The following is a 14390-nucleotide window of genomic DNA, read 5'->3' on the forward strand; positions in this document are numbered from 1 at the left end:
AAAAGACACTCTTAGCGAGTGTCTTTTAGCGCTTATTTTGTTTGTTGCTTGCTCATTGCGCTCATCATTTGATTGATTTTCTTTTGGGAAGGTTTTTGTCCCATTTGCATCATCATCATTTTTAACATTTGTTCATTAATTGGTGGATTTTTTTCTAAGTAGTTCATCATGTATTTGCGGGCAATGAAAAATCCTAACGCCACGCCTGCTACTAGTGCTACTACGCCCACTAGAATACCTAACCAAATTGGCATATATTTTCCTCCTTCATGTTGTCTACCTTACAGTGTACTAAAACCTTTTCAATAAGACAAGATACAATTCGACATTTTTTACACATATGTTCGTACTTGTTTTAGAGGATTCAGCCATCCGTACTTTGTATTTTCATAATCCATAGCTAAAAATGTTAATTCACACTTCCTTAACACCTCAAAGAAAGTCGTTTCCATAGAGACATTTCCAGAGGTATTCATACGAATATAGTGTGGCTTCACCATTATTTCGCCGTATTCCGCTCCTGTATAAAGTGTATGTGTATGATGTGTTCGATCATATTTACCAAGAACGCGCAAAGCTTGTTCTAATTTATGATGAATTTTCATTACTTGTAATGGCATCGTTATATACATCATTTGTTTATATAACACTTTTCTCTCCGAAAGGGACCCAGATTCTGAAAATCGAGCAAATAAATCAAAAAACAAATATTCACGACCAAAGTAAGCCTTCGCAATATCCTCTTGAATTAAATACAATTCATACGTTTTCATCTTTCGCCTCCCAATCTGGACAACCTTTTCTCTTCATTATATAGAAGAAATTTTGCAATGATTGTCTGACTGCGGAGAGATAAAAAACTTTTTCTGTCGAAAAAACTCATTTACATAGAAAAACCTCTCCATGCTGGAGAGATTTTTCTAAAATCATTAAAGCATTTCTTTTACTTTACGAACAACGTTCTCTACAGTAAATCCATACTCTTCCATAATCTTCTCACCAGGAGCAGAAGCACCGAATGTATCGATACCTAACACATCTCCTTCAAGACCTACGTAACGGTGCCATCCGAATGTTGCACCCATTTCGATTGCGAAACGTTTTGTTACTGCTTTTGGTAATACAGATTCTTTGTACTCAGCAGTTTGAGCTTCAAAGCGATCCATAGATGGCATGCTGACAACAGATGCGTCAACGCCGTCTGCTGCTAGAGCTTTTTGTGCTTCAACAGCTAGACTTACTTCAGATCCAGTTGCAAGTAAGATTACATCAGCTGTTTCTTTTTTGCTTGCAGAAACTACATATGCACCTTTTGCTACTTTTTCATACGTATCGTCTTTTGCACCTTCTAATGTTGGAAGGTCTTGACGAGTTAATACTAAAGCAGTTGGTTTGTTTGTAGATTCTAGAGCTAGTCTCCAAGCTGCAACAGATTCGTTGCCATCAGCTGGACGAATAACAGATACATTTGGCATTGCACGTAGCGCTGCTAATTGCTCGATTGGTTCATGTGTTGGACCATCTTCACCAACAGCGATACTGTCGTGTGTGAATACATACGTTACTGGCAATTGCATTAATGCTGCAAGACGAATTGCTGGACGTAAGTAATCAGAGAATACGAAGAACGTACCACCGTAAGTTTTTAAACCGCCATGTAGTGCAATACCGTTCATTGCTGCACCCATTGCGAACTCACGTACACCGTACCAAATATTTTTTCCGCTGTAATCATCTCTTGTAAAGTCTTTTTCGTTATTCATATATGTTTTGTTAGAACCAGCAAGGTCAGCAGATCCACCGAAGAATGATGGTACAGACTCTGCAATTGCATTAATTACAGCACCTGAAGAATTACGAGTCGCTGCTTTTGATCCTAATTCATAAGTTGGTAAGTTTTGCTCCCAACCTTCTGGAAGAAGACCATTCATTGCTGATTGCAGTTCGTTTGCTAATTCTGGGTATTCTTGTGCATATTCACCTAGCATCGTATTCCACTCTGCTTGCGCAGTTTCACCAACATCTTGTACTGTTTTACGGAAGTTGTCATATACTTCTTCTGCTACATGGAAATCTTGCTCAGCTGTCCAAGCATATGCTTCTTTCGTTAACTTTGTTTCTTCTACACCAAGTGGAGAACCATGTGAAGCTGATTTTCCTGATTTGTTTGGAGAACCGAAACCAATTGTCGTTCTTACTTCAATTAGCGTTGGGCGTTTTTCGTCAGCTTTCGCGTCTTCGATTGCTTTCGCGATAGCTTCAATATCGTTTCCATCCTCAACACGGATTACTTGCCATCCGTATGCTTTGTAACGATCTTCTACGCTTTCAGAGAATGAACGATTTAAATCGCCATCTAATGAAATATCATTTGAATCGTAAAGCACAACAAGACGACCTAATTGTAAATGAGCAGCTAATGAAGATGCTTCAGCAGAAACGCCTTCCATTAAATCTCCATCACCACAAATAGCGTATGTATAATGATCTACTACATTATACGCATCACGGTTATATTTAGCAGCTAAATGTCTTTCAGCCATTGCCATACCTACAGCAGTTGAAATACCTTGTCCAAGTGGACCAGTAGTTGCATCTACACCAGCTGTATGACCGTACTCAGGATGTCCTGGAGTTTTGCTTCCCCATTGACGGAAGTTCTTTAAGTCATCCATTGTTACATCATAACCAGATAGGTGAAGTAGGCTGTATAATAACATTGAACCATGACCTGCAGATAATACGAAACGATCACGGTTAAACCACGTTGGGTTATTTGGATTGTGTTTCATAAATTGAGTCCATAATGTATAAGCCATTGGTGCTGCACCCATTGGCATTCCTGGGTGACCAGAGTTTGCTTTTTCAATCGCATCGATGGATAATGTGCGAATCGTGTTGATAGAAAGTTGTTCGATTGAATGTGACATGCTATTCTTCCCTTCGCTTATATTAGTAAACGTTTTATACATTTATATGATAGCTTCCCACGCAAGATTATACAACATGTATCGACAAATATGTTGATATTTTTTTGGTTTTTTATAAAAAAATCAATGATTTCAGGAATGTATGGGCATTCAATATGACATACTTTTTCATTGTTTTTATTTTAAAAAGAAAGGGAATTATCTGTATATTTATTCATCAATTTTAAATTCCATAATGCAAAATATATCCTTCCCCATTTTTCACTCTACGAAGCAAAAAAAATAAACGACCGTAAGTCTTGGCATAATTTATCTCGATTAAATACGTATCTTTCATATTCTCCATCCGTATTATTATCATTTTCCCATTGAAACTGTCCTGTCAATTCGATTATTTCTGGCGCTAAAGAAAACATGCTAACGAGCGAACAAAATAACTGTTCTGCTATCACTGCCCCTCGCTGTTCTATTTTTGTAATACCATAATAATGAATTCCAAATCCTTCTGCTCTTTTCGCTGGATAATAGGTCGGAATCCAATGAATGAAATCTAATAGATATACGATTAGCTCATCACTTAATACAACACACTCATCTATCGTTGCCTCTTCTTTATATAACAAACAAAGTTCAATCCAATCTATACCTTTAAAATCTAATCCTTTTTTTTCATTTGAAACAAATACAAAATCATGTTGTAAAGCCAAAATATCCCCCCTGTTTTTCCATAATGTCTACATTCATTATTCTTAATTATATAAAAAAAAGCACCTTTTGTAGGTGCTTCTAAAATAACTTATACGATTTTCTTTCGTATCGAACTTGAAATATAATCAATGATAATTACCATTAAAATGATACCCAATAAAATAATTCCCACACGAGACCAATTGCGTGAACTCAGTGCAAAAATGAGAGGCGTACCAATCCCCCCTGCTCCAATAACACCTAAAATAGCAGCGGATCGTACATTAATTTCGAACCTGTATAACGTATACGATAGAAAATCGGGTAATACTTGCGGTAATACTGCATACCAAAGTATTTGAAAGCGATTCGCGCCTGTTGCTATTAACGCTTCCGTCGGTCCCTTGTCTATATTTTCAATTCCTTCTGAATATAGTTTTCCTAACATCCCAATAGAGTGTAACCCTAAAGCTAGAACTCCGGCAAAAGAGCCTGGTCCAACAGCTTTTATAAATAAAAGAGCCATAACTAATTCAGGGAATGTACGAACAAAACTAAGTACAAATTTTCCAGTTCCTGAAGTTAATTTCCCAATGCTTATATTCGTTGCTGCCCAAAAAGCGAATGGAACAGATAAAAAGGCAGAAATAAATGTACCTAATATCGCAATTGCCAACGTATCAATTAAACCATGTACTAAATCTTCACCATCTGGCAAAGATACATACGACCAATCCGGATTCAATACACCTGTCATAATTGCTTTTGTAATTTCTCCCGCCGTATCTTTGATTCCTTCTAACGGTACTCCTGAAAAAGCCCATACATATACAAATGTAAGTGCTATAAAAATAATCCAGCGATACATACTCGGTTTCTTCGGTTTTGGTACGATTAACGTCGTTTTACTCATTATAATTTCTCCCGCAACAATGTACTTACATAATCAATTAACAATACAACAACAAGAGTATAGATAATAATAGAGGCAGTTTGTTCATATTGTAAAAATCCAAGTGTACGATCATAATATAATCCAATACCGCCAGCCCCTACTAAACCTAAAACAGCTGCTGCACGTACGTTCACCTCAAATGTATAAAGAACATAGGAGACAAAATGTGCTTTCACTTGCGGAATTACCCCATACATAATCCATTGTACTTTATTTGCTCCTACTGCTGTCATCGCTTCTAATGGACCTGGATCAATTGATTCAATTGACTCGTACAATAATTTTGCCACAAGCCCAATTGAGAAAAAAGTAAGAGCCAAAATACCCGGAAGTGGTCCTATTCCAAAAGTAGCTACGAAAATTGCCGCTAATAATAAATCTGGTATCGTTCGGATAAAATTTAAAACCAATCGAGCTGGACCGTACAAGAATGTACTAGTAAACACATTACTTGCCGCAAATAGTGCCAGTGGAATAGCTAAAATCGCTCCTAAAGTTGTCCCAATAATCGCCATACGTATTGTATCTAACATCGCTGTTGTAATAACTTGAAAATAACTCCAATCTGGCGGCACCATCTCTTTTAATAAATCCATCATATTAGGAAAACCAATTACTAGTTTTGAAAATGATGCGTCAACCTGTACACTACTTCCCCACAACAGTAAAATGACTAGAAGAAACGTTAACATATGTTTCAACTTACTCGGCGGCTTCGGTATCGATTTCGAATATATCGTTACGTCACTCATTTAACTGCCACCTCTAACAATTCACTTTGCTGCGTTACGTCTCCATAAATTTCAGCAAATTTTTCATCCGTTGCCTCTTCTACTGAACCATCAAAAACAATTTCTCCTGCATGTAATCCAATAATGCGTGTCGCATATTGCCTAGCTAAATCAATAGAATGCAAGTTTACAATTGTTGTAATTCCAAAATCTTCATTGATTTTTTTCAAATCATCTAATACTTGCTTTGTTGTTAGCGGATCTAACGATGCAACAGGTTCATCTGCCAATATGATTTTTGCTTCTTGCGCTAATGCTCTAGCAATCGATACCCGTTGCTGTTGTCCTCCTGATAATTCATCAGCTCTCGCATATGCTTTTTCTAAAATATTCACCCTTTTTAACGATTGAAAAGCAAGCTCCAAATCTTCTTTTGGAAATAGACCTAACGTTGTACGCAGTGTTGAATGATACCCAACACGGCCAGCTAATACATTTTTCAATACCGTTGATCGCTTTACAAGGTTAAAACTTTGAAAAATCATACCAATATCTCGGCGCATGCGTCGTAAGCCTTTTCCTTTCGCTGCAGTAATAGACTCCCCTTCAATCATAATTTCGCCTTCTGTAATCTCATGAAGTCGATTTACCGATCTGAGAAGTGTAGACTTTCCAGCCCCTGACAGCCCTACCATTACAACAAATTCATCTTTTTGAATATTCAAATTTATATTATTTAATCCTTTTGTACCATTCGGATACACTTTGGAGACATTTCGAAACGATATCACACATCTTACCTACCTTCTATGTATTCAAAACGGCAAACTAACTGAAAACATATCATTCCAGTTAGCTACCATTTCCATATGTATTATTGCGTTTTTACTTTCTTTCCATATTCACGAACGATATCAAATTTACTATCATCAGATTTAACATATCCTTCATGTGAATATACTTCTTTTATGATTTTGTGACCTTCCTCATTCTTTCCTATTTCAATGAAAGCGTCCTGTAATTTCTTACTCCACTCTGCATCTAAATCAGAACGTACTGAAATCGTATCGTTCGGAATCTTCTCTGTAAATTTCACTATTTTTGTTTGATCGAATATATTCGGATAATCTTTTTTTACAATATTACGAGCATCTTGGAATACAACAGCTGCATCTACATCACCATTTAAAAGAGCAATAAGCGACTGATCGTGACCTTTTAATGTAACAGGTTTCACATCCTTTAGCGGATCAATTCCCTCTTTTAACAATACAGCCGCAGGCCATACATATCCCGCTGATGATGTTACATCTTGATAACCAATTTTTTTACCTTTTAAATCTTTTACACTATTAATGTTTGAATCTTTCTTAACTACAAACTCAGATTTATAAAAGTCTACTAAATCCTTTGTAGGTGCTCCTGTTTCATCATCTACTCCAAAACGTTGCGCTTGTAAAATTACGTTTGCAGCCTTTTTCTCATGTGCTAGCACATACGCTGTTGGAGGTAAAAAACCTACATCTACTTGCTTAGATGCCATCGCTTCTACAATTGTATTGTAATTCGTTGAAATACTAACTTTTACCGGTATATTTAATTTATCACTTAATAGCTTCTCAAGTGGTTTTGCCTTCGCCTCTAACGTATCTGCATTTTGAGAAGGAACAAATTGAACATTTAAAGTCTTTGGTACATAACCTTTTTTCGTATCTTCATTTTTACTTGCACTTGATTCTTTCGTTCCACAACCACTTAATAATCCCACCGCTAGTACAACTGCCGTACTCATTGCAAAAACTTTTTTAAACATATTAACGCCTCCATTTCTATTGTTATAAATTACCTTTCTTAAACATGAAGAAATATATCACACATTTTTATTAATAATTGCTTATTTACAGAATCTTTACACATTCTATACACTCTCACTAAAATTCTCTTCATATATTTGATATGCTTAACTAGTAGATAATAATAGAAAAGGTGAATGATATTGAATCAAAATCAAATTGTAACTTTAAACATCTTATTAACAAGTGATATACACGGTACTGTTTATCCAATTCACTACCAAGATAACTCAAAAGCTGAAATTGGTTTAGCTAAAATTTCTACTCTTATAAAAAAAGAACGTTCCCAAAATAGAAACGTCCTATTAATTGATAACGGTGACTTCATACAAGGAACACCCTTTACTTATCATTACGCTACATATGAAAAAGATAAGAAAAATCCAATGTCTTTATTGGCGAACTATTTACGTTATGATGCTGCAGTGATTGGAAATCATGAATTTAATTACGGAATTGATGTCTTAAATAATGCTATTTCTACTGCAAACTTCCCGTATTTATCAGCAAATATTTTAGATAAAAACAGTAAAAAACCTTATTTCGGGAAACCATATGTAATAAAACATATTGAATCAAATATAAAAATTGCTACTTTAGGGGTAACAACGCATTATATTCCAAATTGGGAACAACCCCATCACATTAAAGACTTACAATTTGAAGATGCATTAGAAACAACACAAAATTGGGTTTCTTACATTCGTGAACACGAGAAACCAGATTTATTAGTCGTAGCGTATCATGGGGGATTTGAACGGGATTTACAAACCGGAGTACCGACTGAAGTTTTAACAGGTGAAAACCAAGGGTATGCTATGTGTCATGAAATTGAAGGAATAGATATTTTGCTAACAGGCCACCAACACCGAGAAATCGCTGATACCGTAATAAACGGTGTAACAATTTTACAGACCGGATGCAATGGACACTCCGTTGGAAAAATAACAGTAACATTTGAAAAAACAGAACAAAAATGGGTGAAAAAAGAGAGTTATTCACAATTATTGCCCGTGCAAGAAATTGCGGCGGACCAACATATTCTTTCCTTAGTTGCCGATTATGAAGAGAAAACACAAAATTGGCTCGATCAACCTATTGGAACCATCCACGGTGACATGCAAATTTCAGATGCTATGCAAACTCGTTTGCAAGACCATCCTTTTATTGAATTTATAAATAACATACAGATGGAGATAGCTAATGTTTCTATTTCTTGTACAAGCTTATTTCATAATACATCTCCAGGTTTTCCTAATCATGTAACAATGCGTGACATCGTTTCTAATTATATTTATCCAAATACATTACAAGTAATTAGAATAACTGGAGCAGATATAAAAGATGCCCTTGAACTCTCTGCTTCTTATTTCACATTACATACAGATGGAGATATTATCGTAAACCCTACCTTCATAGAACCAAAGCCGCAACACTATAATTACGATATGTGGGAAGGGATTTCGTACGTATTAAACATTTCCAAACCTATTGGCGAGAGAGTAGAATCTTTACAATGCAAAGGCATCCCCCTTAATATGGATGAAGAATATGACGTCGTTATGAATAATTATCGCGCTAGCGGCGGAGGAAACTTCTTTATGTTCCAAAATAAGCCCGTAATAAAAGACATACCAACAGATATGTCTGAACTGATCGCTAATTATATTTTGAAACACAAAAAGATAGAGGCAACAGTTAATAACAACTGGAAAGTTATTAAATAAAGAATGTAATAAATAAAAAAGATGGGCTTCGCCCATCTTTTAGTTTAATTTTGCATTATCTTGCTTTTTTAAAGCTTTTAATTTCGCCGGTGTAACGTCTGTACCTTGTTCGTTAACGACTTTAATTCCTTTAAGTTCGTTTAACATATTTTGACGAAATCCTTTTAAATATTGTTCACGTAGCGATTGACGCTCACGTTGTTCTTCTTCAGTTAAACCTTCAGCTTTTGCTTTTTTCGCTAAGAAGTTAATGCGTTCAACGAGTTCGTGACTAAGCATCTCGAATCCCCCTTCTAATCAAAACTGATTATTATCATACAATAGTTACTCTTCTTTATCAAGCAATTGCTTCGTATACTCTACATATCTACGATGTACCGTCGCTTTTGAAACGTTATGCCCAAAGCCGCGAAGCGTCGCTGCAATTTCCTCGAAAGTAAGTTCACTCTTGCGCAAACGTACAATTTCCTCAATCGGTACTTCTTTCTTCTCTCGCCCTACACTTAAATGACGATTCTTTAAATTATTTTCTGGACGATAGCCTTTTTCTACTGCTCGTTGCATACCACGTTTAATTTTCAAGTTATGAATCTTCCTTTGGTACTCTTCAACAATACCGATAATATCTAATACCATCGAATCAGAATCCGACAATTGTAATTCTCCATTATGCGTATGCGTGTATACTTTTATTCCCTCTTTATGTAAACAGTGCATTAATGCAATTTTTGCATTCCCTCTACCAAGGCGCGTTTCATCTTGTATGAGTAACACATCAATTTGTTCATCTCGAATTGTATCAAGCACTTCTAATATGCCGTCACGTTCAATTGTATAGCCACTCGCCTGCTCTTCAATCACCTTAGTAACATTCATTTGATAGCGCTCAGCTAAATGCAATAATTCGTCTTTTTGACGTAATAATGACGTTTCTTGCGCTTCTTTCGTTGTACTCACACGCGCATAAATAATTGCATTCATTATGAACCCCTCTTTCTCACTATTATTTCCCTCCAGTGTAACATAAATTCGCCTTTTGTTCGAACTTATGTTTGTAGAATGTTTTTTCGCATGTTATACTTATTAATAAGAAAAATGAAAGAAAACGAGGTGTTAGAAAACATGGAAAAGTTAACGAAACGCCAGCAAGACATTCTCGACTTTATTAAGCTAAAAGTACAAGAAAAAGGATATCCACCTTCCGTACGTGAAATTGGTCAAGCAGTCGGCCTCGCTTCTAGTTCTACAGTGCACGGACATTTATCACGACTAGAAGAAAAAGGATATATTCGACGCGACCCAACAAAACCACGAGCAATTGAAATTTTAAGTGACGATCGAATGGATGCAGAAACACAATCTGTTATTCAAGTTCCAATTGTCGGAAAAGTTACTGCTGGATTACCGATTACAGCAGTTGAAAGTGTAGAAGATCACTTCCCACTTCCAGCTAGCATTGTCGCTGGAGCAGACCAAGTGTTTATGTTACGTATTTCTGGAGATAGTATGATTGAGGCTGGTATTTTCGATGGAGATTTAGTTGTCGTTCGCCAACAACAGTCTGCATATAATGGTGAAATTGTAGTCGCTTTAACAGAAGATAACGAAGCAACTGTTAAACGTTTCTATAAAGAAAAAGACCATTTCCGTCTACAACCGGAAAACTCTTCATTAGAACCTATCATTTTAAAACAGGTGTCAGTTATCGGTAAAGTAATTGGCGTATATCGTGATTTACATTAAGAATATAAAAGAAGATAATTACCTTATTTACATACGGTAATTATCTTCTTTTTTTGTATTTTGATAGATTTTCATACATTCTATTTCTTATGAACGCGTTTCAATCGTCACATCGCCCGCAGCTGTTTTACCGCTAATCTTTTTACTACCCTTGCCAATCGTTATATTTTTATTTTCTTCATTAAAAATCATTACTTCGCCAGCAGCGCTTTGCCCAGTTATAACTGCATCTTGTGGTTTTTCTAATAAAGTAATATCCACATCCCCAGCGGTCGAACTTGCCTCTACATCATATTTAGGATCATGATCCATAATATGCACTTCTCCACTAGCCGTTTTCGCTGTTACTTTCCCTATTACCTTTTTAAAGTTTACCTCACCAGCTTTTGAAGATCCTTCCACACTTTTTGCTGTAACATGTTTCAAAGCTACTTCTCCGGCGAGTGCCCCAGCAGTTACATGATCACTGTTTACATCACTTATTTCTATTTGTCCAGCAGATGAATTTACTTTTATCTCTTCGTAAGAGCGTTCAGGCACAAGGAGAGTCACTGTAGACGTTTGAAACCTAAAATCGTAAAACGAAAAATTAAATGAAGCACCTTTTTCTCTTTCCCCAATAATTTTTAATGTGTCACCATCTTCAGCAATACGAATCTCTTGTTTACGTGCATCTCCTGATTGCTTTACATAAAAAAAAGAATCAGGAGATTTTTGGACGACAATATCCCCAGCATCTAACTTAACTTCTATATTTTTTAATGTTTCGTTTTTAATAACATCTTCCTTGTTTCCTTTTTCCGCAGTTTGTACTGCTTTTTCATATGTTTGTGAAATCCCGATTACTCCAATAATGATACAAGCGATTGCTGCTAACAATATTTTTTTCATCATCTACTCCCCTTTTATCATTTTGAAGTTCCATATTACATAACGTACACATAACCTTTTAAACCACATCGTACTATAATAAGCGACAATACATAACAACAAACCTATCCCAACAAACGTTATACTTACGAATACATCTAACCATATAAATGTACCCATAAATACTTTTCCAATAACAAAAAATGGTGTCACTACACTAGCAATCCCACCAACCCAAAAGGAAAATATAAAAGCGATAATTGCGACTAACGGACCTAATACAATAATGAAATTAAACAAACTAAGTCCAATCGCTGCCATGACAGCTCTTGTTATATTCGAAGTAGATGGGTCCTTTTTCATTTCATCAAAGCGATACAAAGCAAGTAAATCTTTCGCAATTACTTTTGGCGAGCCAAGACCCTTTATTATTTCCGATTCAGTTTTCCCCTCTTCTTTACCAAACTGAAAATGCTCTTCATAATCTAATAAAATATCTTTCCTCTCTTCTTCCGGTAACTTTCTAAGATGACTTGATAATTCTTTAAGAAACTGTTCTTTACTCATCCCATTCCACCCCTTCAATAATTTCTTGTACGCCTTTTGCAAAATCACGCCACTCTGTTACTAACAAATTCAGTTGCGTTTCCCCTTGCTCAGTTAGTTGATAATATTTACGAGGTGGCCCCTCCGTAGATTCTTTTAAATACGTTTGAAAATACCCTTCTTTCGTTAAACGACGTAACAAAGGATACACTGACCCTTCCGATATTAAAAATTTATTTGAGATTTGCTGAACTAGTTCATAACCGTAACAATCCTTACGTTTCACAAGTGCAAGTACACATAGTTCTAACACACCTTTTTTAAACTGAACGTTCAAGGACAATCCCCCTTTCTCATTTCAGTACTGTTCAATACACGGTACCTTACTTATCCATAATATACCACTTGGTATTATTTATTGCAAGGTACTCAACTATATATATTCCTTAGATTTAGAAAATGAATAAACGAACTCTTGAATAAGAACGTATTATCACTAAACATCATTCCAGGTTTCATTTCATTTACATTAATATTGAAATTCATTCACTCTTTCCTCTTGAAGAATCAACCATAACCGTATTCACTATAGATTAATGAAAAAAGCCCCAATACTTAGCGGTATTAGGGCTTTTTTTCATTTATCTATAGTAGTCGAATTTTTACTGGGAAACCTGCATACGCGACAAATAATTTAATATTATATTTTATTTCTCATCCCCGTTTCCCAAGATTTTTTGTTTAACATCTGATAAATCCTTCGATAACGAACTAAATGCTTTTGCTTGTTCTTCAATGACCTGCTGATTTTTTTCAATAACTTTTTGATATTGTTCTTCACGCTGTTCATTCTTTTTTTGCGTAGTAAACAGCATCCACACAAATAAAGCTGCGAATGCTCCTTGTTGAATCATTGAATTTAAGATCTGTTCTTCTATTATTCTCACTCCTTTTCTAATCTAAATAATTACTCATTCGAGTGACTCTAATCTTTTATCATCTTTTAACACCAATATGTCCTTATCGCTCTCTCTGTCTTATAATTCTTACTAAAGCTATCTTTTATGTCATAACTTTATAAAATACAAAAACAGTTACTACTGGAGTTTTTATCGAATATCTACAATGTCAAAGTGTTTCTCTGGTGCCCAACTATTCCCACCAATATCAATCCAGCCTTCTTTACGGAAGAATACTGTGAGAGGTTTTTTTGAGTTAATACTGCCTTTGTATGCGCCATCAATTCCATCACAATAGCTTACTTCATATCCTTCTGGGAATTTTGATATTGCTTTGAAGGGTCTCCAATAATAATGCTCTGCCTTTACCCAACGACTTCTACCTAAATCTAACCAAACATCATTATCTTCTCCCCAGTACGCATCCCAATATAATACTTCTGCTGCTGTTGTGAAGTCCCCCAGATATTTACCGTGTGGTCTATCATGATAGTTAATGCCATAGCCTTCCCAGTATATTGATCTTGCCATTCCAATCCCCTCTGGTTGTGGTGTACCAACAGCGCCACCCTTACCTGTAAACCATTCAAGAGATTTTTCACCGTTTAAATAATTTAAATCTACATTACCAGTTACGCCTGCAAGATTACCAGTTTCTGTATACTGCCATAAATCACAACTATATGCTGGTTTATTTCCATAACGTGGAATCCAAAGGAAATCCGCATTCACAGTATTTAGTCCATAGCTTGTATACATGTGGTGTGATACATATAGTCCCACTTTCCAGCCTGCTGCACGGCACGTATCAATAAATGCCTGAGAAGCTTTTGCTAAGTTAGCCGCTCCACAACTTGCTAAAGTATCATCTTCTACATCTAATACTAAAAATTTTGCCTCTTTATCAGCGCGCGCCATAAAATCATTTGCTTCTACAATAGCATCCTGAACACTTACATAACATCCATAAGCATAGTGTCCAAATGGAACACCATAGTCTTTACAACCTTGCACATACTCTTTATAACGTTTATCAATTGTCCTTGACCCATATTGTACACGTATAATAGCAAGGTCTAGCTCCTTACTAGCTGCAGCCCAATTTATTGAATTGTTGTGATGAGATAAATCTGCAATTTTCTTCATTTCCATTTTCCTTCTTTCCCCTATAAAAATTTAAGAATAAAAAAACAACTCCTAACAGAGTTGTTTTTATCGAATATCTACAATGTCAAAGTGTTTCTCTGGTGTCCAACGATTCCCACCAATATCAATCCAGCCTTCTTTACGGAAGAATACTGTGAGAGGTTCCTTTGAGTTAATACTGCCTTTGTATGCGCCATCAATTCCATCACAATAGCTTACTTCATATCCTTCTGGGAATTTTGA

General features: G+C 35.8%; 16 protein-coding genes and 1 pseudogene. 2 read left to right on the forward strand and 15 right to left on the reverse strand.

From position 1 onward, the window contains the following. Window positions 1–32: 32 nt before the first annotated feature. The 8 genes and pseudogenes from AC3WVA_RS25765 to AC3WVA_RS25800 form a co-directional block, all read right to left on the reverse strand. Window positions 33–254 (reverse strand): YneF family protein, encoded by a 222-nt coding sequence (locus AC3WVA_RS25765; RefSeq protein WP_001123316.1) that lies wholly within the window; start codon window positions 252–254, stop codon window positions 33–35. Between the two features lie 78 nt (window positions 255–332). Continuing rightward, window positions 333–773 (reverse strand): sporulation inhibitor of replication protein SirA, encoded by a 441-nt coding sequence (sirA, locus tag AC3WVA_RS25770; RefSeq protein ID WP_048527522.1) that lies wholly within the window; start codon window positions 771–773, stop codon window positions 333–335. A gap of 156 nt (window positions 774–929) precedes the next feature. After that, entirely contained in the window at window positions 930–2930 is a 2001-nt protein-coding gene (gene tkt / locus AC3WVA_RS25775; protein WP_098881564.1) for a transketolase, read from the reverse strand. A gap of 223 nt (window positions 2931–3153) precedes the next feature. Continuing rightward, a pseudogene (locus AC3WVA_RS25780) lies at window positions 3154–3637 on the reverse strand (coproporphyrinogen III oxidase). An 89-nt stretch (window positions 3638–3726) separates the two neighbouring features. Beyond that, window positions 3727–4530, reverse strand: coding sequence for a phosphonate ABC transporter, permease protein PhnE (phnE, locus tag AC3WVA_RS25785; RefSeq protein ID WP_492322264.1), 804 nt, complete (start codon window positions 4528–4530; stop codon window positions 3727–3729). Continuing rightward, window positions 4530–5324, reverse strand: coding sequence for a phosphonate ABC transporter, permease protein PhnE (gene phnE, locus AC3WVA_RS25790; protein WP_492322265.1), 795 nt, complete (start codon window positions 5322–5324; stop codon window positions 4530–4532). Before phnE (AC3WVA_RS25790) ends, phnE (AC3WVA_RS25785) begins: the two co-directional genes overlap by 1 nt. Then, complete coding sequence (gene phnC, locus AC3WVA_RS25795) at window positions 5321–6094, reverse strand: phosphonate ABC transporter ATP-binding protein (protein ID WP_492322266.1); 774 nt, start codon at window positions 6092–6094, stop codon at window positions 5321–5323. Before phnC ends, phnE (AC3WVA_RS25790) begins: the two co-directional genes overlap by 4 nt. Window positions 6095–6177: 83 nt before the next feature. Continuing rightward, window positions 6178–7116 (reverse strand): phosphate/phosphite/phosphonate ABC transporter substrate-binding protein, encoded by a 939-nt coding sequence (locus tag AC3WVA_RS25800; protein WP_492322267.1) that lies wholly within the window; start codon window positions 7114–7116, stop codon window positions 6178–6180. Between the two features lie 183 nt (window positions 7117–7299). Between AC3WVA_RS25800 and AC3WVA_RS25805 the strand changes: the two genes are divergently transcribed. Next, window positions 7300–8883, forward strand: a complete 1584-nt coding sequence (locus tag AC3WVA_RS25805; protein ID WP_492322268.1) for a bifunctional metallophosphatase/5'-nucleotidase — start codon at window positions 7300–7302, stop codon at window positions 8881–8883. A 39-nt stretch (window positions 8884–8922) separates the two neighbouring features. Here the strand turns inward: AC3WVA_RS25805 and AC3WVA_RS25810 are convergent, their stop codons facing one another. Then, entirely contained in the window at window positions 8923–9162 is a 240-nt protein-coding gene (locus tag AC3WVA_RS25810; RefSeq protein WP_000948565.1) for a DUF896 domain-containing protein, read from the reverse strand. 45 nt (window positions 9163–9207) lie between these two features. Further along, complete coding sequence (locus tag AC3WVA_RS25815; protein ID WP_000991471.1) at window positions 9208–9864, reverse strand: YneB family resolvase-like protein; 657 nt, start codon at window positions 9862–9864, stop codon at window positions 9208–9210. Window positions 9865–10005: 141 nt separating this feature from the next. Here AC3WVA_RS25815 and lexA point away from each other — a divergent pair, with 141 nt between their 5' ends. Continuing rightward, a complete protein-coding gene (lexA, locus tag AC3WVA_RS25820) occupies window positions 10006–10626 on the forward strand; it encodes a transcriptional repressor LexA (protein ID WP_492322269.1) in 621 nt (206 codons plus the stop codon). An 87-nt stretch (window positions 10627–10713) separates the two neighbouring features. Here the strand turns inward: lexA and AC3WVA_RS25825 are convergent, their stop codons facing one another. The 5 genes from AC3WVA_RS25825 to AC3WVA_RS25845 all read right to left on the reverse strand — a co-directional run bounded on the left by AC3WVA_RS25825 (window position 10714) and on the right by AC3WVA_RS25845 (window position 14147). Further along, complete coding sequence (locus AC3WVA_RS25825) at window positions 10714–11520, reverse strand: DUF4097 family beta strand repeat-containing protein (RefSeq protein ID WP_492322270.1); 807 nt, start codon at window positions 11518–11520, stop codon at window positions 10714–10716. Next, the gene (locus AC3WVA_RS25830) at window positions 11521–12063 is read right to left on the reverse strand and encodes a DUF1700 domain-containing protein (RefSeq protein ID WP_048527514.1); all 543 of its coding nucleotides are present in this window, start codon (window positions 12061–12063) and stop codon (window positions 11521–11523) included. Next, on the reverse strand, window positions 12056–12379 hold the full coding sequence (locus AC3WVA_RS25835; protein ID WP_001102620.1) for a PadR family transcriptional regulator: 324 nt from the start codon (window positions 12377–12379) through the stop codon (window positions 12056–12058). The genes AC3WVA_RS25830 and AC3WVA_RS25835 overlap by 8 nt, the downstream gene beginning before the upstream one ends. A 370-nt stretch (window positions 12380–12749) precedes the next feature. After that, window positions 12750–12980: a BhlA/UviB family holin-like peptide gene (locus AC3WVA_RS25840; protein WP_033690712.1), complete on the reverse strand. Its 231-nt coding sequence runs from the start codon at window positions 12978–12980 to the stop codon at window positions 12750–12752. A 171-nt stretch (window positions 12981–13151) separates the two neighbouring features. Beyond that, window positions 13152–14147, reverse strand: coding sequence for a GH25 family lysozyme (locus AC3WVA_RS25845; protein ID WP_098881576.1), 996 nt, complete (start codon window positions 14145–14147; stop codon window positions 13152–13154). Window positions 14148–14390 lie beyond the last annotated feature (243 nt).

This window comes from Bacillus sp. EB106-04-02-XG92 (genome assembly GCF_058791995.1).